Source organism: Rhizobium sp. CB2179, assembly GCF_057653455.1.
In genome coordinates this window covers 519815-542059 of sequence record NZ_CM172781.1, presented here as the reverse complement: position 1 = coordinate 542059, position 22245 = coordinate 519815, and the positions used below count along the sequence as shown (strand labels likewise).

Annotated in this window: 19 protein-coding genes; 7 read left to right on the top strand and 12 right to left on the bottom strand. The window is 62.8% G+C overall.

The window, feature by feature from the left end; all coding sequences use genetic code 11:
• Window positions 1-54: 54 nt before the first annotated feature.
• Together AC244Q_RS02620 and AC244Q_RS02615 are read right to left on the bottom strand one after the other, a co-directional pair.
• Window positions 55-1419, bottom strand: coding sequence for a putative bifunctional diguanylate cyclase/phosphodiesterase (locus AC244Q_RS02620; protein ID WP_012756227.1), 1365 nt, complete (start codon window positions 1417-1419; stop codon window positions 55-57).
• Window positions 1420-1572: 153 nt separating this feature from the next.
• Window positions 1573-3294: a response regulator gene (locus AC244Q_RS02615; RefSeq protein ID WP_113548458.1), complete on the bottom strand. Its 1722-nt coding sequence runs from the start codon at window positions 3292-3294 to the stop codon at window positions 1573-1575.
• Between the two features lie 183 nt (window positions 3295-3477).
• On the opposite strand from AC244Q_RS02615, the gene mutL reads away from it, so the two are divergent.
• Both mutL and AC244Q_RS02605 read left to right on the top strand, forming a co-directional pair.
• Complete coding sequence (gene mutL, locus AC244Q_RS02610) at window positions 3478-5280, top strand: DNA mismatch repair endonuclease MutL (protein ID WP_113548459.1); 1803 nt, start codon at window positions 3478-3480, stop codon at window positions 5278-5280.
• Window positions 5281-5451: 171 nt separating this feature from the next.
• Window positions 5452-5682, top strand: a complete 231-nt coding sequence (locus AC244Q_RS02605) for a DUF2093 domain-containing protein (RefSeq protein ID WP_003545832.1) — start codon at window positions 5452-5454, stop codon at window positions 5680-5682.
• Window positions 5683-5893: 211 nt separating this feature from the next.
• Here the strand turns inward: AC244Q_RS02605 and AC244Q_RS02600 are convergent, their stop codons facing one another.
• Entirely contained in the window at window positions 5894-6748 is an 855-nt protein-coding gene (locus tag AC244Q_RS02600; protein ID WP_113548460.1) for a D-amino-acid transaminase, read from the bottom strand.
• Between the two features lie 194 nt (window positions 6749-6942).
• Between AC244Q_RS02600 and AC244Q_RS02595 the strand changes: the two genes are divergently transcribed.
• Window positions 6943-7821 carry a LysR substrate-binding domain-containing protein gene (locus tag AC244Q_RS02595; RefSeq protein WP_162770465.1) on the top strand — a complete coding sequence of 293 codons (879 nt, stop codon included), beginning with the start codon at window positions 6943-6945 and terminating at the stop codon, window positions 7819-7821.
• Window positions 7822-8191: 370 nt separating this feature from the next.
• Here AC244Q_RS02595 and lpxK read toward each other — a convergent pair whose 3' ends face one another.
• The 6 genes from lpxK to AC244Q_RS02565 form a co-directional block, all read right to left on the bottom strand.
• A complete protein-coding gene (gene lpxK / locus AC244Q_RS02590) occupies window positions 8192-9235 on the bottom strand; it encodes a tetraacyldisaccharide 4'-kinase (RefSeq protein ID WP_113548597.1) in 1044 nt (347 codons plus the stop codon).
• Between the two features lie 183 nt (window positions 9236-9418).
• Window positions 9419-10141: an HAD family hydrolase gene (locus tag AC244Q_RS02585; protein WP_113548596.1), complete on the bottom strand. Its 723-nt coding sequence runs from the start codon at window positions 10139-10141 to the stop codon at window positions 9419-9421.
• A 9-nt stretch (window positions 10142-10150) separates the two neighbouring features.
• Window positions 10151-11470 (bottom strand): lipid IV(A) 3-deoxy-D-manno-octulosonic acid transferase, encoded by a 1320-nt coding sequence (waaA, locus tag AC244Q_RS02580; RefSeq protein ID WP_003556858.1) that lies wholly within the window; start codon window positions 11468-11470, stop codon window positions 10151-10153.
• A 173-nt stretch (window positions 11471-11643) separates the two neighbouring features.
• On the bottom strand, window positions 11644-11889 hold the full coding sequence (locus AC244Q_RS02575; protein ID WP_003545820.1) for a DUF4170 domain-containing protein: 246 nt from the start codon (window positions 11887-11889) through the stop codon (window positions 11644-11646).
• 61 nt (window positions 11890-11950) lie between these two features.
• Complete coding sequence (locus tag AC244Q_RS02570; protein WP_113548595.1) at window positions 11951-12760, bottom strand: 3'(2'),5'-bisphosphate nucleotidase CysQ; 810 nt, start codon at window positions 12758-12760, stop codon at window positions 11951-11953.
• 182 nt (window positions 12761-12942) lie between these two features.
• Window positions 12943-14289, bottom strand: a complete 1347-nt coding sequence (locus AC244Q_RS02565) for a TldD/PmbA family protein (protein WP_113547270.1) — start codon at window positions 14287-14289, stop codon at window positions 12943-12945.
• Window positions 14290-14408: 119 nt separating this feature from the next.
• Here AC244Q_RS02565 and AC244Q_RS02560 point away from each other — a divergent pair, with 119 nt between their 5' ends.
• From AC244Q_RS02560 to AC244Q_RS02545, 4 genes are all read left to right on the top strand, one after another.
• Window positions 14409-16223, top strand: a complete 1815-nt coding sequence (locus AC244Q_RS02560; protein WP_113547269.1) for a monovalent cation:proton antiporter-2 (CPA2) family protein — start codon at window positions 14409-14411, stop codon at window positions 16221-16223.
• Window positions 16224-16314: 91 nt separating this feature from the next.
• Window positions 16315-16722, top strand: coding sequence for a hypothetical protein (locus tag AC244Q_RS02555; protein WP_113547277.1), 408 nt, complete (start codon window positions 16315-16317; stop codon window positions 16720-16722).
• An 89-nt stretch (window positions 16723-16811) separates the two neighbouring features.
• Window positions 16812-18185 carry a PepSY-associated TM helix domain-containing protein gene (locus AC244Q_RS02550; protein WP_113547268.1) on the top strand — a complete coding sequence of 458 codons (1374 nt, stop codon included), beginning with the start codon at window positions 16812-16814 and terminating at the stop codon, window positions 18183-18185.
• A 13-nt stretch (window positions 18186-18198) separates the two neighbouring features.
• Window positions 18199-18651: a copper uptake system-associated protein gene (locus AC244Q_RS02545; RefSeq protein ID WP_113547276.1), complete on the top strand. Its 453-nt coding sequence runs from the start codon at window positions 18199-18201 to the stop codon at window positions 18649-18651.
• Window positions 18652-18664: 13 nt separating this feature from the next.
• Here AC244Q_RS02545 and AC244Q_RS02540 read toward each other — a convergent pair whose 3' ends face one another.
• The 3 genes from AC244Q_RS02540 to AC244Q_RS02530 are packed head-to-tail and all read right to left on the bottom strand — an operon-like array spanning window position 18665 to window position 22196.
• Window positions 18665-19546 carry a patatin-like phospholipase family protein gene (locus AC244Q_RS02540; protein ID WP_113547267.1) on the bottom strand — a complete coding sequence of 294 codons (882 nt, stop codon included), beginning with the start codon at window positions 19544-19546 and terminating at the stop codon, window positions 18665-18667.
• A gap of 12 nt (window positions 19547-19558) precedes the next feature.
• The gene (gene rsmD, locus AC244Q_RS02535) at window positions 19559-20119 is read right to left on the bottom strand and encodes a 16S rRNA (guanine(966)-N(2))-methyltransferase RsmD (protein ID WP_011650636.1); all 561 of its coding nucleotides are present in this window, start codon (window positions 20117-20119) and stop codon (window positions 19559-19561) included.
• Window positions 20100-22196, bottom strand: a complete 2097-nt coding sequence (locus tag AC244Q_RS02530) for a pseudouridine synthase (protein ID WP_128407393.1) — start codon at window positions 22194-22196, stop codon at window positions 20100-20102. Before AC244Q_RS02530 ends, rsmD begins: the two co-directional genes overlap by 20 nt.
• Window positions 22197-22245: the final 49 nt, after the last annotated feature.

Genomic DNA, 22245 nt, shown 5'->3' with positions numbered 1-22245 from the left:
AGCGTAGGCGATGGCGCTCCTAGGGGCGCCATCGCTTTATGCTGCGCCATGGCTTTATGCGCTGACACGCTCCACCATGGTCGGATCGTAATAATTCTCGTGCAGGAAGCGCAACGTGGCGATACCGTCGGCCGGACGGCCGAAATGATAACCCTGGCCCATGCCGCAGCCAAGCGTGCGCAACTTCACCGCCTCGGCATAATCCTCGATGCCTTCCGCCACGACCTCCAGCTCCAGGCCTTCGCACATGGTGAGGATCGCCTTGATGATATGTTCGGAGGCGCGATCGGAATTGATGCGTGAGACGAAGGCGCGGTCGATCTTGATCTTGTCGAAGATGAAGTCGCGCAGGCGCCCGAGGCTCGACTGGCCGGTGCCGAAATCGTCGAGCGAGATGCGCACACCGGCGGCACGCAGATCGGCGATGATGCGGTGAGCGGTATCGGCCGAACTCATCACCGCGGTCTCGGTGATTTCCAGCTCCAGGCGATGCGGATCGAAGCCGACGCGGCCGAGGATCGACAGGACGCTGCTGCTCGTACCCGGATCCATCAGCTGGGCCGAGGAGAGATTGAACGACAGGAAGAGTTCGCGCGGCCAGGAAAGTGCGGCTTCGGCGGCTTTGCGCAGCAGCGCCTCCGACAGCGCATCGATGAAGCCGCGCTCTTCGGCGAGCGGCACGAAGACGCCGGGCGACACGAAGCCGAGATCGGGATCGTTCCAGCGGGCGAGCGCCTCGAAGCCGACGACCTGATTGTTGGACAGCGAGACGATCGGCTGGAAATGCACATCGATAGCATCCGAGATGATGGCGTTTCTGAGCGCCTGCTCCAGCTGCGTGGCGCGCTTCATCTCCTGGGCGATCTCGCGCGAATAGACGGTGATCTGGCCGCGGCCGCGGCGCTTGGAACGGTAGAGCGCGGTTTCGGCGCTCTTCAGCAGTTCCTCGCAATCCTCTCCGGCGAAGGGATAGATGGAAAAGCCGAGGGAGGCGGAGAGACGGACATTGCGGTCCCCGAGGTCATACGGCGCCGACAGCACCTCGCGGATCATCTGGCCGAATTTCTCGGCACTCGCCCGCTCGAAGATCAACGGCAGCACGAAGGCGAATTCGTCGCCATCGTGGCGGGTAACCAGCGCGCCATCCGGAATACAGGCCCTCAGACGATGGGCGACCTGGCAGAGGATTTCATCGCCGGCTGTCGAGCCGAATAGATCGTTGATCGGCTTGAAACTGTCGAGGTTGACGATACCGATGGTGAAGGGGGCCGGATCGCTGGCGCGCTCAGCGGAGATCTGCAAGACCTTGTCCCGCATGCGATTGCGATTGCCCAATCCGGTCAGCGGATCGGTATAGGCCATCGCCTGAAGCTCATTCTGACCGACGGTCAAGAAAGCTATGTCCGCCGATTTCATCATCCAAACCCGAGCTTTCCTCCGGAGCCATGCAGAAGAATGACCGGCAGGTCTTAACAATTCGATAGTAAATCAGCGGCATAGCCGCCTGAACCTCCCCAAAATCTAGGGAGTTGACGGGTATTTTGGCGCCTGCACACTTTTCCGCGACATGCTTCAGTTTTGCGCCCGCATGGCCTCATTCATTAGGTATTTCTGAAATATGGTCTCCAGCATGTCGGGGCTGACGGGTTTCATGATGACGTCGTCCATGCCTGACTTGACGCATTCGGCGCGGTCGCGCTCGAAGGCCTGGGTGAGCACGCCGATGATCGGGGTGCGGATGCTGCCGCCGGTTTCCTCCATCTGCCGGATGAGGCGCGCGGCCTCGAAGCCGTTAAAGCCCGGCAGGGAAATATCCATCAGCACGATCTGCGGCCGGTGCTCGGCCCAGAGGCGCACGGCCTCGTCGCCGGTCGCCGCCAGCATATGGCGATAGCCGAGACCTTCGAGGATCTGCGAAAAGACGATCTGGTTGATATCGTTGTCTTCGGCGACGAGAACTTGCAGGCCAATCGCGTCGTCGGAAGTGCTGATTTCCCAATCCGCATCCGAACCGGCGGCGTTGCGGCTGTTGCGATTGAAATGGCGGGCGATCTGGAAGGTGAGCTCGTTGGCGATCTGGAAACCGTCCATGACGAGCGCCGGAATACCGTATTGTTCGGCAAGTTCGAGGCAACGCATGCCCATCTGGTTGTCGATGATCAGCAGATCGAGCGAAATGCCGGAGGAGGTGGCGATTTCCAGGAACCGCTCCTCTTCGTCCTCACCGCGGACCGAGCAGGATTCGAAGCCGTATTTCGTCAGCGTCCGCAGCGCGGCGGTCTCGGCGGCGAGGTCGGCAGTGACGACGAGGACCTTGCGGCCGGAGAAATTCTCCGGAACGATCGCTTCCATCGCCGCCGGCTCGCGCCGTTCGATGCCGCTTGGCACCGGCACATAGGCCCGGCGATAGCTTTGATTGCTGGAGGCGGTGATCGCGGACGCTTGGCCGAATTCGTCGAGATCGGCGCCGTCGCGCGGCAGATCCTGCATGGTCGACACCAGGAAATAGCGGCCGGGCTTGCCGATGCGGTGCTTGCGGCTGACGATGTCGCGCTCGATGCCGTCGCGGGAGATCTGCCGCTGGCGGGAGACGGACATCTCGCCGGTCTCCAGCACATGGCGGTCGCTTTCTTCGAAGCGCTTGGCGATCTCTTCTGAAAAAAGATCACCGCTCTTGCGCCCGAGCACCTCGTCGGCGCTCGTCTGATATTTCTCGCAGAAGGCAAGGTTCACCGCGACATAGCTGAGGTTGCGATCCTTGACGAATAGCGGGAACGGCAGATTGTCGAGAATGTCCTCGGTGAGCTGCACCCGCTCCAGATCGGAGCGCCATTGCTCTTCGCGCTTCTTGCTCTCGGAAATGTCGGAGATGATGCTGACGCCGTAACCGCCCGGCAGCCTGCGCTTGACGAAGCGGACCCAGCGGTCGGCGCCGTGGCGCTCGACGGCATCGAAGCGCTCGCGCCAATGCGAGGCGATTTTCTGTGACAGCCAGTCTTCGCGGCTCAGCGAGCCGCCCTGCCTGACATCATACTGCTGGCGAATGCCGGTGTCGTACATCGCGCCGAGGAAATCGCGAAGCCGCGTGCCGGGCTTCAGCATTTCGGACGGCAGCGGAAAGAATTCAAGTATCTGGCGGCTTGCGAAGACCAGATGATCATTCTTGTCGTAGATGATGAAAGCTGCGGAAAGGCTGTCGCACACCACATCGAAAAGCGCCGTCTGCAGATCGGCCTCGGCGGGAGTTCCATCGATTTCTGATGATGTGTCCGCCTTTTCGAAGCCGGCACTCATTCTGTTGCGTCCCACATCTGTTCGATTTCGCAGCTTCCGGAGGTATGTGATTAGAAATGCCATTTTTATGTTAAAACCGGCTTAACATTACCTATTCCCAAATTTGGGGGAGCTCCGGATCACGTTTCGGGAAAGCCTGTCGAAACCCCTTCCCTCCGGCCCGCGAATCCCCGAAAATAGCCCATGGCCATCAGACAGCTTTCCGAAACGCTCATCAACCAGATCGCCGCCGGCGAAGTCATCGAACGGCCGGCGAGCGCTGCCAAGGAACTGATCGAAAACGCGCTCGACGCGGGTGCGACGCGCATCGAGATCGCCACATCAGGCGGCGGCAAGGCGCTGCTGCGCGTCAGCGACAACGGCTCGGGCATGGACGCGGCCGATCTGGAACTGGCGGTCAGGCGCCACTGCACCTCGAAGATCTCAGAGACGCTCGAGGATATCCGCACGCTCGGCTTCCGCGGCGAGGCGCTGCCCTCGATCGGCTCGGTCGCAAGGCTCAGCATTGCAAGCCGCAGGCGCGACAGCACAGGCGGCCACGAGATTGCCGTTGCCGGCGGCAAGATCGCGCATATGCGCCCGGCTGCCGCCAATCCCGGGACGATCGTCGAAGTGCGCGACCTGTTCTTCGCGACACCCGCCCGGCTCAAATTCCTGAAGACGGAGAAAGCCGAGGCCGGCGCCATTACCGAGATCGTCAAGCGCATGGCGATCGCCTTTCCGGCGGTACGCTTCGTGCTGTCGGGTTCGGACCGCACGACACTGGAATTTCCGGCGACCGGCGACGACCATCTGGCGCGCATGGCGCAGGTGCTCGGCAAGGAGTTCCGCGACAACGCCATTGCGCTCGACGCGGTGCGCGAGGAGATCGCGCTTACCGGCTTTGCCGGCGTGCCGACCTTCAATCGCGGCAACTCCGCCCACCAATACGCTTTCGTCAACGGCCGGCCGGTGCAGGACAAGCTGATCCTCTCGGCGATCCGCGGCGCCTATGCCGAGACGATCCCATCCGGACGCTATCCGGTGGCGGTGCTGGCGATCACGCTCGATCCCGCTCTGGTCGACGTCAACGTGCATCCGGCAAAATCCGACGTGCGATTCCGCGATCCTAGCCTGGTGCGCGGCCTGATCGTCGGCGCCATCCGCGAGGCCCTGGCGCGCGACGGCAGCCGGGCGGCAACCACCGGCGCGAGCGACATGCTGCGCTCCTTCCGCCCCGGCTTCCAGCCGAATAGCCAGCGGCCGCAGGGCGGATGGTCGGCCGAAACGTCGCCCTCCCGGCCCTATCAGCCGACAACGGGTTTCGGCGAGCGGCCACAGGCGTCCTTCGACGGACTTTCGATGCCGACGGCGCGGGCCGAGCCGCAGTTTTCGCCGCAGCCGGCAGCACCCGAACCAAACGCACGGTATCCGCTCGGCGCGGCGCGGGCGCAGATCCACGCAAACTATATCGTCGCCCAGACCGAGGACGGGCTCGTCATCGTCGACCAGCATGCTGCGCATGAGCGGCTGGTCTTCGAAGCGATGCGCAAGGCGCTGCATTCGAAGCGGCTGGCCTCGCAGGTGCTGCTCATCCCCGAGATCGTCGATATTCCGGAAGAGGATTGCGACCGGCTGATGCAGCATGCGGCCGAGCTTTCCGAACTCGGCCTGGCGATCGAGCGTTTCGGCCCCGGCGCGATCGCCGTACGCGAAACGCCGGCAATGCTCGGCGAGGTCGATGCGCATGGGCTGATCCGCCAGCTTGCCGACGAGATTGCCGAATGGGACACGGCGTCGGGCCTATCGGCCAAGCTCGAATATGTGGCAGCGACCATGGCCTGCCACGGATCGGTGCGCTCGGGACGGCGGCTGCGACCGGAGGAAATGAACGCGCTGCTCCGGGAAATGGAAGTAACGCCCGGCTCCGGCCAGTGCAATCACGGCCGGCCGACCTATATCGAATTGAAGCTCAGCGATATCGAGCGGCTTTTCGGCAGAAGCTAAAAAAGCTGGAAAAGCAGCCCTTGCGGGAGTATGGCAGACTAAAGCGTGTCGCGATCTTTCAGATTCGCGTGCCACGCTTTAGGGCTTTGGTGTTCCGCATGTCGTGATCGCAAAACCGCGGCACACTTTTGCGCGACATGCTCTAATGACAGACGGCAGGGAACGGAGCGCATGAATTTGTTCGAAGGGCACGGAAACCGCGAGGCGAAGATCCGGTATCTCGATGGCGATTTCCAGATTCTCTCACCCGGCTCCTATGTCGTCTGCGCGATGACGGGGAAACAGATCCCGCTCGACGAATTGCGCTACTGGAGCGTCGCCCGGCAGGAGCCCTATGCCGACGTGATCTCGGCCATCGATGCCGACAAACGCGCCGGCGTGCTGCCGAACCAGCGGCGCTAGAGCAATTCCAGCAAAAGTGCGCAGCGGTTTTGCGTCCGGATTTGCGTGAAAACAAAAAGATAGAGCATTTCCGTGATTCGGAGAAAAACGGAAATGCTCTAACTGTGAGCTTGTCCATCGGAGCTTATTTAGAAGACTGGAATTCCCACCTCAGTTTTCCAGGAGAGGTCCGAATGGACGCAAACCGCTGCGGACTTTTGCTGGAACTACCCTAGATAGCCGAGGCTCGGCTTCGCTCAAGGTAGAGCTGCCGAAGTCGGGCTGCCATTGGTCCCGGCGTTCCCTTTCCGACCACCCGCTCGTTGATCCTGACGACTGGACTGACCAGGCCGGATGAGGAGGTCGAAAACGCCTCGGCGGCGTTCTCGACCTCCTCGACGGTAAACGGACGCTCCTCGATTCTCAGCTGAAGATCCTGTGCGCATTGCAAAACAGCCTCACGCGTGATCCCGCGCAGGATATCGGTTGAGAGATCCCTTGTCACAACCGTGCCCTCCAGGGTCACGATATAGGCATTGTTCGATGAGCCTTCGGTCACAAAGCCATCTCTGACCATCCACGCGTCGTCGGCGCCGCGCGACTTGGCTTCCATCTTTGCCATGGAGGGGTAGAGGAGTTGCACCGTCTTGATATCGCAACGTCGCCACCGCAAATCTTCCACCGTGATGACATGGAGCCCGCGCTCCGCCAATGGGCTATCAACGAGCGATTTTTTCTGCGTGAAAACCACGAGCGTTCTGGGCGTCGCATCGGCGGGAAAGAGAAAGTCGCGATCAGCGGCCCCTCGGGTCACTTGCAGATAGACCAGCCCTTCCTCGATATCGTTCCGCCGGATCAGTTCCCGATGGATATCCAGCAGTTTCTCGTTGGTCAGTGCGAAAGCCATGTCGAGTTCGCCGAGCGAGTGGCGCAGGCGGCGCATATGGCCCGCAAAATCAACAAGCTTACGGTCGAGTACGAGCGTTACCTCATAGACCCCGTCGGCAAACAGAAAGCCCCGATCAAAGACAGAAATCCGGGCCTCGGTTTCAGGCAGATAGTCCCCATTAACATAGACTTGGCGCATGAGATCAATCCCAAAGAAATACAGGTGGCGGCTGCATCAGCGAGCCATCTTAAGAGGCATTTTGCGGACAATGTTTCTCGTCCTTTGAGAGCGAGGCTGACAGGCAGGCTCCGTTGCGGCAAATGCCGTTTTCCGATAAGTTATGCAAAATTTGCATAAGGTTTGTGATGGAACTCGGTTGGCTAGAAGACTTCATGGAACTCGCGGCCGTGCGGAACTTTTCTACCGCGGCAGCGGCCCGACATGTGACGCAGCCCGCCTTCAGCCGCAGAATAAGGGCGCTGGAAAACTGGATCGGCGCCGCGCTGATCGATCGCAGCTCCTATCCGGTCAGGCTAACGAACGCCGGGGAGACGTTTCTCGAGTCGAGCCGTGAGTTGATGCGCGAAATCTACCGCGTCCGCGATGAATGCCGGCAACAGGCACGCGCCGGCATCGAGGTGCTCACCTTCAGCGCGCTGCACACCATCGCTCTTAGTATCTTTCCCGATCTTCTTACGAGCGTCGAACAACGCACCGGTCCCTTCATAACCCGTATGCATGCGACGGACTTCTACGACTGCGTAGAATCGCTTGCGCTCGGCCGCTGCGACATCGCCTTTTGCTATTCCCACGAGTTCGGGCCACCGGTCCTGCAGACCGGGCAGTTCTCCTCGAAGGTTATCAGAATCGATCCTTTCCACCTCGTCAGCAAGGCAGATCAACGAGGAAACCCGGTCATCGACTTGGCAACTTGGCCCGGAAACGAAGATATGCCTCTCGTCGCCTATTCATCCGACTGCTTTCTCGGAAAAGTGCAAACTCAGCTCATGCTCGACATGCAGAAGACAGGGCGGAGCTTTCGAGTAACCTATGAAAACTCGATGTCGGAGTCGGTCAAGCGCATGATTCTCGCGGGGAAAGGCATCGGCTGGCTGCCGGAAAGCTCTGCGACCCGCGAGATAGAGCGGAACGAACTCTGTATCGTCGACGCGCGACAGGCTGAGGTCACCCTGAACGTCCTCGCTATCCGCAAGCAGGGTAGCGGCTCAGCCGCCCTCGAACGCTTCTGGTCAAATCTGCAGGGTTTGTGATGATGCGTATTACGCGCTGATACCGTGATGCGATGACGACAGCAGCAAGTTCCGATGAATTCCGACATACCGGCTATGGAGCTCTGCGCCCCACCGAGCCTAGAGCCTTTCCGGGTTAGATTGAAGCATTCTGTTGGCTCAAACGGAGTCGGATGGTCGACCGGCCGGCGCGCGTCGTAGCCCAGCTCTACGGCCAAGCCGGCCGGTCGATCAGCCGGCCCGTTTCAGCCAACCCGAAGGGCCGGGCATCTTTGCGCCAGGATCAGAGGCGATCGGCTCGGACGTACCAAGAGGTATGCCCTTCGCCAATCGCCTCTGCCCTGACGAAAACCTGCTCCGGCAGAATGCTTCAATCTAACCCGGAAGGGCTCTAAGCCCCAGCCTTCATTTCCCGCAGCCGCCGCTCGCGGCAGGCGACGATCGCCCGGTCGATGATCAGGCTGGGGGCGAGGTGATCCTCGAAGACCATGTCGACCTCGATCACCCGGCTCTTTTCGACGAGCCGTGCCGCCTTGCCCTGATGGCCGGACAGGCGGACGAAATCCTTGGAGGTGGTGACGATCAGGAGACCTTGACGCTCGGCGGTTGTCAGGATGTCGTCGATCTCCTCCTCGGTCAGGTGCTCGTGATCGCCGAAGGACTTGGCGACGACGATCTCGGCGCCGCGGGATTCGACCGTGCGGAAGAATTTGGCGGGATCGGCAATGCCGGCAAAGGCGAGCACCTTGGTGCCGGCCAGCGTATTGTCGCCGCGCACTTTCAGCGATGCGGTGAAATAGGGCTTTGCCGCGCGCGCCGCCATGCGGACGATCCTGTCGGCGGCATTGCCGCCGCCGACCTTCAGCAAAGCGGTCGCGGACCGCAGCTGCTGGCGGATCGGCGCGCGGACCGGGCCACCCGGCACGATATGGCCGTTGCCGAGGCCGCGCGTCGCGTCGATGACGAGCAGGGCATAGTCGATCGCCAGACGGGCACTCTGGAAACCGTCATCCATGACGATGAGATCGGCGCCCTCCGCCACCAGCCGTGCAGCCCCTTCGACGCGCCGGCGCGAAATCACCGTCAGCGCTTCCTGGGCAAGCAACAACGGCTCGTCGCCGACGGCAATCGCCCGGTGATGATCGGGATCGACCACGGTGGTCACATCGAGCGAGCCGCCGTAACCCCTGCTGAGAAAGCCGGGCTTCAGCCCCTTCGCCCTGGCGGCACGGGCGATCGTCAGCGCCGTCGGCGTCTTGCCGGCGCCGCCGACGGTGAAATTGCCGACGCAAATGACCGGGATGGGAACGGAAGCGCGGCGCGCATGGGCCATACGGTGGCCGGCGATACGGCCATAGAGAAAGGAAAGCGGCAGCAGCAGCCAGGCCCGCCAATCGGCTTTCCTCCACCAGAACGGTGGCGCTTCGGATATCATCTTGCCGTCCCGCTCCCCTGCCCGGCTTGTTCTCACGCAATCCCTTGGGAAAGTCGCTGCGCGCTTTTCCCGGCAAAACCGCTGTGCACTTTTGCTGGAATTGCTTTAGCCACAGCCAGTCCCCTGCTTTTCGACCGGTCGGATTGAGAAGCCAAAACCGGTGAAAATGCAAGCCCTTACCGGTCAGGCCGGCTGCAAGTCGGGCAGCAGCGTCTCGATGGCGGTGATATCGTCGAGCACATGATCGGCCGCGGCGGCAAGCGTCTCCCGCGAACCGGTGCCGGTCAGCACCGCGATCCTGAGACCCGTGCCGGCATTCAGACCCATGTGCAGATCGTGATTGTTATCGCCGACCATGGCGACCTCTTCAGGCAAAAGACCGGTCGCAGCGCAGAAGCCGAGCACCATGCCGGGCTCCGGCTTGACGCCGAAACCGCTGTCGTAGCCGGCGATGTAATCGATATAGCGGGCAAAACCGAAACGTTCCGCCGTCTGGCGGATCGACCGCTCATTGTCGCTGGAGGCGACACCGAGCTTGAAGCCGCGCCGATGCAGCCGCTCGAAGAAGCCGGCGAGGTCGGTCACCGGCACGGAAAATTCGGCGGCACTGGAAAACAGGTCGTCGAGGCGGACCGTCAGTTCGTCGACATCCACCATCGAACCCGCGGCAACAAGGCCTGAGGCGATCTGACGGGTATTGCCGGCGGCAAGCAGGCTGTCGGGAACGATATGGCCGGTCACCGGATCCATGCCGCAGGCCGACAGCAGCCGGTTGGCGAGAAGCTCATCCCCTCTGGCGGCGATGCGGGCAAGCTCGCGGTTGACCGGCAGCCAGCTCTCGTCATAGTCGAGCAGCGTGCCGTCCTTGTCGAAGAGAATGCCTTTGATAGGGGCCACTGCCGACATCTTCGCTCCTCAGACCTGGGCCACGGCCTTGGGCAGCAGCCGCGCCTTCACCGTCAGCGGATTGATATAGGGTTCCAGCCCCTTTACCGTTGCCGTCAGCGCGCCGCGCATCTCGTGCACGGCGGTGATGCCGGCCTCGATCATGTTGCGGCGGGCGTCGTCGTTGATCAGCAGATAATGCACACCCTTGGCCAGCATTTCAGTATCGCGCACCATGCGGGCGCTGCCGCTGCGGGCAAGCTTCTGATAGGCATCGCGGAAATTCTGCACATGGCCGCCGGAGAGAATGGCGCAGCCGAGCATGGCTGGCTCCAGCGGGTTCTGGCCGCCTTCGGCAAAGAGCGAGCGGCCGACGAAGGCGATTTCCGTCAGACGGAGATAAAGACCCATTTCGCCGATCGTATCGCCGAGGAAAATATCGACATCGGCGGACAAGACATCGTCGCGGGTGCGGCGGGCGACCTTCAGCCCCTGCTTGACGAGGGCCGCCTCGATCTCGTCGCTGCGCTCGGGATGGCGCGGCACAATAATCGTCAACTGGCGGTCGCGCTCCCTGAGCGCCCGGTGAACGATGGCGGCAGCGTTCTCCTCGCCGTCGAAGGTCGAGATCGCCGCCCAGGTCTTGCGCTCGCCGATCTGCTTCTTGTAGCGGGCGAAGACAGCGCTGTCATAGGGCGGTGCGTCGGTATCGACCTTCAGATTGCCCGAGGTGATGACGGGCACAGCGCCGAGATCGCGGAAACGTTCGGCATCGACATCCGACTGGGCGATGACGAGGGCAAGATTCTCGAACAAGGCTTCGGCGATCGCCGGGCGGCGGCGCCAGCGGGCAAAGGAGCGGTCCGACATGCGGGCATTGATCAGGATCTGCGGAATGCGGCGGCGGCCGAGTTCCAGCACCGTTGCCGGCCAGATCTCGGATTCGGCGATGATGGCGCAATCGGGCTGCCAATAATCGAGGAAGCGGCTGACGGAGGGCTTCAGGTCGAGCGGCACATATTGATGGATCGCTTCCTGGCCGAGGCGCTCGGCGGCGAGCTTGGCCGAGGTGATGGTGCCGGTCGTCAGGATGACATGGATGTCGCGGCGGCGGATTTCGCGGATCAGCGGGATGACGGCGTTGGTTTCACCGACGCTTGCGGCGTGAAACCAGATGAGCGGGCCCTGCGGCCGGTTGGCGCTCGGATAGCCGAAGCGCTCCAGGCGGCGGGCCCGGTCTTCCTTGCCCTTGGCCGTGCGGTAGGTGATATAGAGGCCGACGACTGGAGAGGCCACGGTTCCCGCCAGACGGTATGCGTTCAGACCGAACCGCGCCATCCGGGAACTCATCGCGCCAGCCTCCGATCAAAACCGATCGACATCAAACCCATTCCCTAATTATCGTTGCGGCCGCAATGGCCGATTAATTTGTTCAGAATGCGTCCAACAATCCGGATCGACGGGCGCGCCCGGTGCACCAAAGCTCCGCTCGACGAGCGGCCGGCCGGCGGAACTTGCTAAGCTCAGCCCTTGGGCTTTTCCTGCGGATCGAGCAAACGATGCATGTGGACGATGAAGTAGCGCATATGCGCATTGTCGACCGTCTGCTGCGCCTTCGACTTCCAGGCCGTCAGCGCCGTGGCATAATCCGGGAAAATGCCGACGATATCGAGACCCTGCAGATCACGGAACTGGACGTCATCGAGGCTTTCAAGTTCGCCGCCAAAAACGAGATGCAGAAGCTGCTTCTTGTCACCGGAGTCAGTCATTTTTTCTTCTCTTTCTGCCTATTCTCCTCCGCCACCCATCTGCGGGATTTTGACGGAAACGTCAACTGTCTCGTCGCCCCGCAAAGGCCGCGAGGAACTCACTGATGCGGGGCGTTGGGGCCGCGCAGAGGACATTGTGGGTGACTTCGGCGCGATTGTAGACAATCGGCCGGCCTTCGATGTCGACGAGGCCGCCACCGGCACAGACGAGGATCAGATCGGCAGCGGCAAGGTCCCAATCATGTGAATTGCCCTTGACGAAGGTGCCGTCGAGACGACCGTCCGCCACCATGGCGATGCGATAGGCCAGCGAGGGAATGTATTTCTCGCGCGTCACCCGATCGCGGAATTCCGTCGGAAAGGTCTTCAGCAGGTCTTCGCCGATTGCAAGGCGGCTCATCTCTTCCGGTCCGGCCGCCGAGACGGTGAAGGGGACGCCGTTCTTCAGCGCCACGCCGCCCTCGACCGCCTCATAGAGCTCCTCGAGCGCCGGGGCATAGAGCACGCCAGCGACCGGCCGGCCGCGATGAACCACCGCGACGCTGACGCACCAGACCTTCTGCCCGCCGAGGAAGGCGCGCGTGCCGTCGATCGGATCGATGATGAACAGCGTTTCGCGTGAAAGGCGGTCGGCATCGTCGTCGGTTTCTTCCGACAGCCAGCCATAATCCGGCCGGGCCTTGCGCAGGATGGTCTCGAGCGTCTTGTTGGCGGCGAAATCGGCGGCGCTGACGGGCGAACGGTCCTCGTTCTTCCACCAGACCTCAGGCGACTGGTTGAAGAAGCCGAAAGCGACGGCGCCCGCCTCTTTCGCAGCATCGGCGATCAGCGTGAGATCGCTCTGCCAGCGGGCTTTCTCCATGTCGCTCATCAGATCAATCCATTTCTCAATTCAATAGTGAGAGCATGATTTCGCCCGAAAACCGCTCACACTTTTCGGCATCATGCTCTAAAGCGCGTCGCGATCTTTCAGATTCGCTTGCCACGCTTTAGGTCTTTGCTTTTCCGCATGTCTTTATCGCAAAACCGCTGCACACTTTTGCGAGACATGCTCTAGCGCCCCGCGAGCGTCATGCCTTCGATGGCAAACGTGGGAGCCGCGACGCCGAATTTGCGATCGATGTCGTTTGCCAGCGTCAGGCGCATGAACATCTCCTTGAGGTTCGAGGCGATCGTCACCTCGGAGACCGGGAAGGTGAGTTCGCCGTTCTCGATCCAGAAGCCGGTGGCGCCGCGGCTGTATTCGCCGGTGATCATGTTGACGCCGTGGCCGATCAATTCGGTCACATAAAAACCGTTGCCAACGCTGCGGATCAGATCCTCCGGCGAGATGTCGCCGGGTTCCAGCGCAAGATTGGTGGAAGAAGGCGAGACGGCGGTGCCGCCGCGCACGCCGCGGCCGTTGGTTTCGAGGCCGAGCTCGCGCGCGGTCGAGGTCGAGAGGAACCAGTGCTTCAAAACACCATCCTCGATCATCACCAGCCGCTCGCCGGACACTCCCTCGCCGTCGAAGGGCCGCGAGGAAGGGCCGCGCACGATCAGCGGATCGTCGGTGATCGACAGGCCTGACTTCAGGATCTGCTGACCCATCTTGTCGCGCAGGAAGCTGGACTTGCGGGCGACGGCAGCACCATTGATCGCACCGGCGATATGGCCGACGAAGCCGCGGGCGACACGCGGATCGAAGATGACGGTGATGTCCTTGCCGGTCGGCACCTGGCGCGGATTGATCCGTTTGATCACCCGTTCGCCGGCGCGACGGCCGATTTCAGCGGGATCGTCGAGCTCGGCATAATAGAGACGGCTGTCATAATCATAGTCGCGCTCCATGCCGGTGCCTTCACCTGCGATGACGCTGACGGAATGGCCGAAACGCGAGGCCATGTAACTGCCTTCGAAACCGTGCGAGGTGGCAAGAACGAGGCCGCCCATGCCGGCCGACGCGCCGGCGCCGGAGGAATTGGTAACCCCCTTGACCGCAAGAGCTGCTGCTTCAGCGGCAAGACCCGCCTCGCGCAGCATCTCGGAGGAGACCTCGGTGGTATCGAGCAATTGCAGGTCGGGATAGGATCTCGAAAGACTCGCCTCATCCGCCAGGCAGGCGAAGGGGTCTTCCGGAGAAACCTTGGCCATGGCGACGGCGCGTTCGGCCAGCGCCTGAAGATCGAAGCCCGGATTGGCCGAGACGCTGGCGACACGCTTGCCGATGAAGACACGCAGCGAGAAATCGTCGCTTTCGGAGGATTCCGTGCCCTCGACCTTGCCGAGGCGGACGCTCACCGATTGCGAGCGCGACCGGACGACGACGGCGTCGGCGGCATCGGCCCCTGCCTTCCTTGCCAGATCGATCAATTGACTTGCGCGGGAAAGAAGTGTCGAGGAATCAATTTCAGAGGACATGATTTGGCCTTTCCTTCGGCTTCCATTTATTGTGCACTCTCCCAAGCATCAAGGCCGCCGTCACCGATTCTTTATCGGGGCTGCCTGCTTGCTCCCCGCCGTCGAGAGAAATTGCCAGCATGTCAGCGTCCAATGCCTTTTTTTCCGAAACGATCCTGCTGCTTGGCGGGGCGGTGGTCGCCGCGCCGATCTTCAAGAAACTCGGGCTCGGCACGGTGCTCGGCTATCTCGCCGCCGGCATCGTCATCGGCCCGGTCTTCCACGGCATCACCGATGGCGAACAGATCCTCGCCGTCGCCGAACTCGGCGTCGTCTTCCTGCTCTTCATCATCGGACTGGAGTTGAAACCCACCCGCCTCTGGCAGATGCGGCGCGACATCTTCGGCCTCGGCGCGGCGCAGGTGGTGCTGACGGGGCTAGCGCTGACCGCGCTTGCCTGGTTTTCCCAGGTTCTCGACTGGCGCGGCAGCATCGTTGCCGGATTTGGCCTGGCGCTGTCTTCAACCGCCTTCGCCATGCAGATCCTCGAGGGCGACGGCGACGTCAATACCAGATACGGGCAACGCTCCTTTTCGATGCTGCTGTTCCAGGACCTGGCGATCGTGCCGCTGCTGGCGCTGATCACCATCCTCGACGGCGGCGATAAGGGCAGCAACGCGCCACTGTTCGATTTCGCTATCGCCGTCGGCGCGGTTGCGGCGATGATCGTCATGGGACGTTACCTGCTGACGCCGCTCTTCCAGATCATCGCCCGGACCGGCGCGCGCGAAGCAATGATCGCGGCTGCCCTCTTCGTCGTCATGGGATCGGCGAGCTTGATGCAGCTGGCCGGGCTTTCGATGGCGATGGGCGCCTTCCTATCCGGCGTGATGCTGGCCGAATCCTCCTACCGGCACGAGTTGGAGGCAGATATCGAGCCGTTCCGCGGCGTGCTGCTCGCTATCTTCTTTATCGCAGTCGGCCTGTCGCTGGAGCTCGACGTTCTCGCCGACAACGCGCTTTTCGTCATCGTCGCCGTGCCGATCGTCATGGCCGTCAAGGCGATCGTCATCTACGGGATCTGCCGGATCTCCGGCTCTTCGCACGACGATGCGATCCGCATCGCTTTCCTGCTGCCGCAGGGCGGCGAATTCGGCTTCGTGCTGTTTACCACGGCGGGTGCGGCCGGGCTGATGTCGACGAGCACAGCCTCGCTGCTGGTCGCGATCGTCACGCTGTCCATGGCGCTGACGCCGATCGGCTCGGCCCTTTCGAAGCGGCTGCTCAACGGCGACGAACAGGAGGAACTGGACGAGGATTTCGAGGGCGCGGGCGCCGACGTGCTGATGGTCGGCTTCTCGCGTTTCGGCCAGATCGCCGCCCAGATCCTGCTTGCCGGCGGGCGTAGCGTCACCGTCATCGATTTTTCCGCCGACCGCATCCGCCAGGCCTCCTCCTTCGGCTTCCGCATCTATTTCGGCGACGGCGCCCGCAAGGACGTGCTGCGCTCGGCCGGCATCGACCGGGCGAAGATCGTGCTGGTCTGCACGCAGAAGAAGGAAATCACCGACAAGGTGGTGGAGCTGGTGCAGGCCGACTATCCGCACACCCGGCTCTACGTGCGCTCCTACGACCGCATCCATTCGATCGAACTGCGCAACAAGGGTATCGACTACGAGCTGCGCGAAACGCTGGAATCGGGCCTACTCTTCGGACGGCGAACATTGGAGGCGCTCGGCGTTTCCGAGGTCGACGCCTACGAAATCGGCGAGGATATCCGCAAGCGCGACGAGGCACGCCTGGTGCTGCAGGTGTCCGAAGGACTGCAGGCCGGGCGCGACATGCTGTTTTCCCACCCTGTCCGCCCCGAACCGCTGGTCAAGCCGAAACGCGCCGCCGATCCCTTCGAGGACGATCCGCTGGCCGGAACCGCCGATGCGACGGCGGATGCCTGATCGCCCCTGACCGGCTTGCGAAATTGACGCATTGAATATGGAGGGGGCGGCGTTTATCAAACGTCCGATCGGAGCGATCCAAGAGGGAATCTTGATCAGACGGACGAGACAGATCGAACAATGGGCGCTGCGCATCCTGTGCGCGGTCGCACTGGTGTTCGTCGGCTTCGCCCATCAGGTTCCTCTCGCAGCAGCCGGCGAATTCGATCCGGCTGAACTCGCGCAATATGTGCTTCCGGACGGGACGCTGCCGACGCTTTGCGTCACCACGACAGACACATCCGGTCAGGAGCAGCACGACAAGGCGCATTCGCATGGTTGCGAAGCCTGCCGGATCAGCGCCTCCATCCTCCTGCCGGCGCCGACGGACATCGCCGGTTCCGCCATACACTTTGCGGCTACGGTTGAACTGCCGATTCCGGCCGAGGCCTTCCATCGCCAGCTTTTCCCGCCCAATACCGGCCCTCGGGCGCCTCCTTCCGATCCGATCCCTGCCTGAACTTCGCGTTGCGGCAGGCGCCGTGACGCGCCTTTCAACGCCGGCCGACCTGCATGCGTGCCGTCGGTCGTGGATACGGATCCATTCTCATGTCGACTATTACTGCTGCCGAACCGGCAGAGGACGCCGCAAACGGCGTTTCGCTCTACCGTGCCATCTGGCGCTGGCATTTCTTTGCCGGGCTTCTCGTCATACCCTTCCTGCTCAATCTGGCCGTTACCGGATCGCTCTATCTCTTCAAGGACGAGATCAACAGCACCTTCTTCGGCTACCGCTACAGTGTCCAGCCGGCTGGCGAAGCGCTGTCGCCGGAGCGGATCGCAGAGAGCGCCGCCTCCGCCGTGCCGGGCTCAACCGCGACATCTTACAAGGACCCGGTCCTGCCCGAGCGATCGGCCATCGTCACCCTCTCCAGCGATGCCGGCTCGATGCTGGTCTTTGTCAACCCCTATGACGGCAAGGTGCTCGATGTGGTCGGATCGACCGACGAGTTCAATTATGTCGTCAAGCGCATCCACAGCCTCGCCTATTTCGGCACCATAACGAACCGGCTGATCGAAATTGCCGGCGGCTTTGCCATGGTGCTCGTCGTCACCGGCATCTATCTCTGGTGGCCGCGACGCCAGACGGGCGGCGTTATCAGCGTGCGGGGAACGTCCGGCCGCCGCGTTTTCTGGCGCGACCTGCATGCCGTGACCGGTGCCTTCGCCGGCATCCTGATCTTCTTCCTTGCGATGTCAGGCATGCCATGGTCGGGCTATTGGGGGGCGAACGCCAATGCCTGGCTGACCGAACATGGCCTCGGCTATCCGGTCCAGCTCTGGGGCGACGTGCCGAAGTCGCGGAAAGTCACCGAGGATATCCTTCCGAACAGCGGCTGGATCGTCGAGAAGGCGCCCGTTCCGCTTTCCGATATCGCCGCAGCGCAATCAGCCAGGCCAATCGGCCTCGAAAAAGCCGTGGAGACCGCCAAACGGCTGGGCATGGCGCCGGGCTTCGACCTAGCGATCCCCTCCGACGAGACGGGCGTCTATACAGCCTCGCTCTTTCCCGACGATCTTGCCGACGAACGCACGCTCCATATCGACCAGTATTCCGGCAAACCACTGATCGATATCGGCTTCGATCAATATCCGTTCCTCGGCAAAGCGATCGAATGGGGCATCAATGTCCACCAAGGACAGGAATGGGGGCGTTTCAACCAGTTGCTGATGCTCGCAACATGCCTCGCAATTGTGCTCAGTTGCGTGACCGCTATCGTCATGTGGTGGAAACGGCGCCCGATCGGCCGCCTCGGCGTGCCACCCATGCCGCCGAAGCCTTCGATCTATTACGGCCTGTGGGTGATCGTCGGGATCTTCGCCGTCACCTTCCCGATGAGCGGGCTCGCGATTGTCGCCATGATCGCCTTCGACCAGATCGTCGTGCGGTTCGTACCGTTGCTGAAACGTGTTCTCGCTTGAGGAAGGCCATCAGATGAAGAAGATCATCGCTATTGTTGCCGGCGTGCTGCTTGCATCCATGGCATCTGCGGATGACGATCCGCAACAGGCGATCCCGGCGAGGCTGAAGGTGATGTTCGAACGGCCAGACAAGCCGCTCGATATCGCGCCGGTCGTCGTTCAGGCCGATTGGGCGATCGTCGGCTGGCGGCAGAACGGATACGGCGGACGAGCCCTGATGAAGAAGTCGCATCACGGCTGGAGCATCTATCTCTGCAGCGGCGACAGCCTGAAGGATGCCGGGACGCTGGAGACGATCGGGCTCTCCGCAGTTGACGCCGCCGGGCTGGCTGCGAAACTGAAGAATGCCGAGGCCGGCCTCGATTCTTCCGCGCTTGCGCTGTTCTCAAGCTTCGAGGGCACGGTGATGATGAACGAGGCTGCAAACGGTGCGGGTCACGCCGGCCATGAAGGCCATGCTCAGTGAAGCCAAGAGTGCTTTAGCGCTTCAGCCGAGCCTCGATTTCCCGGTCAAGGGCGAATTTCAGGTCGTCCTTGACGCCGACGGACATGGCAAGGACTTCGCGGGCCTTCAGGAAATCCATGACGCCGGTGCGCCCGACCGTCGGGCGCAGGAAGATATGCGGCGGGCGAAGCCTCAGCTTCAGCGAGATCGCCGTCTGCATCATCAGCTGGCCGGAACCGAAGATGCTCTCCATACGGTTCGGAATATGGGTGCCGTCGCCTTCCGGCGCGCCGACGACATCGATGCCGACGACGATGTCGGCAAGATCCATCAGGCATTCATAAGGCACCGGATTGCTGATGCCGCCGTCGATCATCACGCGGTCGTGCAGGCGCACCGGCATGAAGACGGCGGGGATGGCGGAAGAGGCCGCAAGTGCGGGAAACAGCTCGCCCTGTTCGATGATGACTTCGCACTGCCCGTAATAATCGGTGGTGATCACCTTCATCGGGACCAGCAGATCCTCGAAGCGGGCCGGCAGCTCGGAGGGCAGGAAAGCCTTGAGGATCCGCTCCAGATTGAACTGGCCGATGCGGATACCCTTGGCCACCGCATCGCGCACCGTCGCCGGCCTCAGGCCCCAGATGCGGGCGACGACGGCCGTCTTGTTGCCGACGGTCGTCAGCGCATGTTCGCGGATTTCGGCGCCTGACATGCCGGCCGCCATGCCGGCCGCCATGATCGCGCCGATCGACGAGCCTGATACCGCCACCGGGCGGATGCCGAGTTCATCGAGCGTCTCGATGACATGGATATGGGCAAGTCCGCGCGCACCGCCGCCGCCAAAAGCGACGGCGACCGTCGGCACATCGCTGATCGCAGGCAATTTCGGGCTGATGATCTCTGCCTGCTGCACGCCCGCCCCCGCTTATTGCGGCTGATATCGGAAGAAATGCACCCTCGTATCGCCAAAGATGCGGCTTTCGAGGAAGACATAGGAAGGATGGACGGAAACGACAATATCGGCCCGTTCTTCGAGCACCGCGATTGCGCCTGGCCGCAGCCAGCCGCCCTCGGCCGCCGCAGCCATCGCCTTCTCACCGAGACCCTTGCCATAGGGTGGGTCGGCAAAGAGCACGTCGAAGGGGTCGAGATTGCCGACGCTGCCGAGATCGGTCGCATCCCGGCGCAGGATGCGCGTTCGACCATGCAGGCCGAGCGCATCGATATTCTCCCAGAGCAGCGCCCTGCCCTCGACACTGTTTTCGACGAAGAGCGCATGGCGACAGCCGCGTGAGACGGCTTCGAGGCCGACGGCGCCGGTGCCGGCAAAAAGGTCGAGAATCCGGGTGCCATCGACGCATTCCGGATAGGCATGGCTCAATATATTGAACAGGCTCTCGCGCGTCCGGTCGGCGGTCGGCCGGATCTCGTTGGATTTTGGCACGGCGAGAGGCCGTCCGCGAAACTCACCGCCGACGATCCGCACCGCGCGTCATTCCTTTTCCTTTAGCACCACCTCTGGACGGCCCGCCCGCAGGCCTGTCGCCGCCCGGTCTGTCCCCGCCCGGCTTGGTGCCTTTCGGCTTGCCGGAAAAACTCTTGGCCCCACCAGGTTTCGCCCCGCTGGGCTTGGCCGCAAAGCCCTTGCCGCGCGGCCTGTCTCCAGAAGGCCTGTCACCCGAAGGCTTGTCACCGCGCGGACGCTCGGAGCGGCCCTCGCCGGCAAAGCTTCTGGCTGCCCGCGGACGCTCATCACCGTCCTCGCGCGGCCTGCGATCGCCACGCGGCTTATCACCGAAGGGCCGGTCTCCACGTGAAGGACGATCACCGGAGGGGCGGTCGCTGCGCGGACGCTCAGAACGGCCCTCATCGGGGGCGGTTCTGGCGGCACGAGGACGCTCGTCGCCATCCGCACGCGGCTTGCGATCACCGCGCGGCTTGTCGCCGAAGGGGCGGTCTCCACGCGAAGGACGGTCGCCGAAGGGGCGGTCGCCGCGCGGACGCTCCGAACGGCCCTCACCGGCAGGGCTTCTCGCGGCACGAGGACGCTCGTCGCCATCCGCACGCGGCTTGCGATCGCCGCGCGGCTTGTCGCCGAAGGGCCGATCACCACGCGGGGGACGATCACCGAACGGCCGGTCGCCGCGCGCCGGGCGGTCGCCAGAACCGCGGTCTTCGCGGGCGGGGCGATCACCAAAGCCGCGCTTGCGGCCGAAGCCTTCGCCCTCATCCTTGCCGCGGGGCTGCTCGCTCGAGCGGATCCATTCGCCATCCTCTTCGCGCACGCGGTTCACCTGCGTGCGCGGGCGATCCTCGATGCGATCATTCTTTGCCGGCGCCTGCTCGCCGCGCCGGCGCGCAGTCTGCGCATTCTTGGCGGCTTTCGCCGCTGCCTTTTCGCCGAGCGGCCGGGCGCCCGGCGCCATCCAGACATTGGCGCTGCGGCGCTGGCCGAGCGGCTGGGGACGCTTCGGCTTCTCGTCGTCCCTGCGGCCGCCGTCGCGGCGATCGTCCTCTTTGCGCGCCCCACCGTGGCGGTCGTCGCGCTTCGTATCGAGACGGCTCAGCGCCCGTTCGCGCTTGTCCTCGTCGCGACGCGGACGCTCGCGCTTTTCCGGTGCTGCCGGCTCTGCCTCCTCCTCGGCAGCGACCGCCGTCGTATTGTAGATCGGCGCGTCGAAATTCGCCTTGGCTTCCTCGATGAGGCGCGGGCCGAGCTGGTCGCGCAGTGTGCGGCCGCGCACTTCGACGACATGGCCTTCCGGCAGGTCGCCAAGCTGGAACGGGCCATAGGAAATGCGGATCAGGCGATTGACGTCGAGGCCGAGCGCACCGAGAACGTTCTTGATTTCGCGGTTCTTGCCTTCGCGAAGACCCATGGTGATCCAGACGTTCGAGCCCTGCGTGCGGTCGAGCGTCGCCTCGATCGAGCCGTAGAGCACGCCGTCGACGGCGATGCCGTCCTTCAGCTTGTCGAGCGCGTCCTGATCGATCTCGCCATGGGCGCGGACACGGTAACGCCGCAGCCAGCCGGTCGCCGGCAGCTCGAGCGCGCGGGCGAGACCGCCGTCATTGGTCAAGAGCAGCAGGCCCTCGGTGTTGATATCGAGGCGGCCGATCGACATGACGCGCGGCAATTCTTCCGGCAGGTTGTCGAAGACGGTCGAGCGGCCTTCCGGATCGGCATTGGTGGTCACCAGGCCGGTGGGCTTATGATAGAGCCACAGTCTGGTGCGCTCGATGCCGCGGATCGGCACGCCGTCGACTTCGATGCGATCGGCGAGCGTGACGTTGACGACGGGGGTGTCGAGCACCCTGCCGTTCAGCGTCACACGGCCTTCCATGATCATGCGTTCGATGTCACGGCGGGAGGCGACGCCGGCACGCGCCATCACCTTGGAAATGCGTTCGGCCTTGGCGTCACTATCGGTTTCGGCGGCGATTGCGCGTGCGACCGCAGGCTTTGCCGGCTTGTCGCCGTCCGCCTTCGGGCCGGCTTTCGACCTGATATCCCGTGAAAGGGGCTTTGCGCCCGGGCGTTTTGGCTTGTCTTTGGGTGTCATTTGTTGTTTGCCTGCCTTTTGGGCCTGTCTATCAGGTCACGCATCTGCG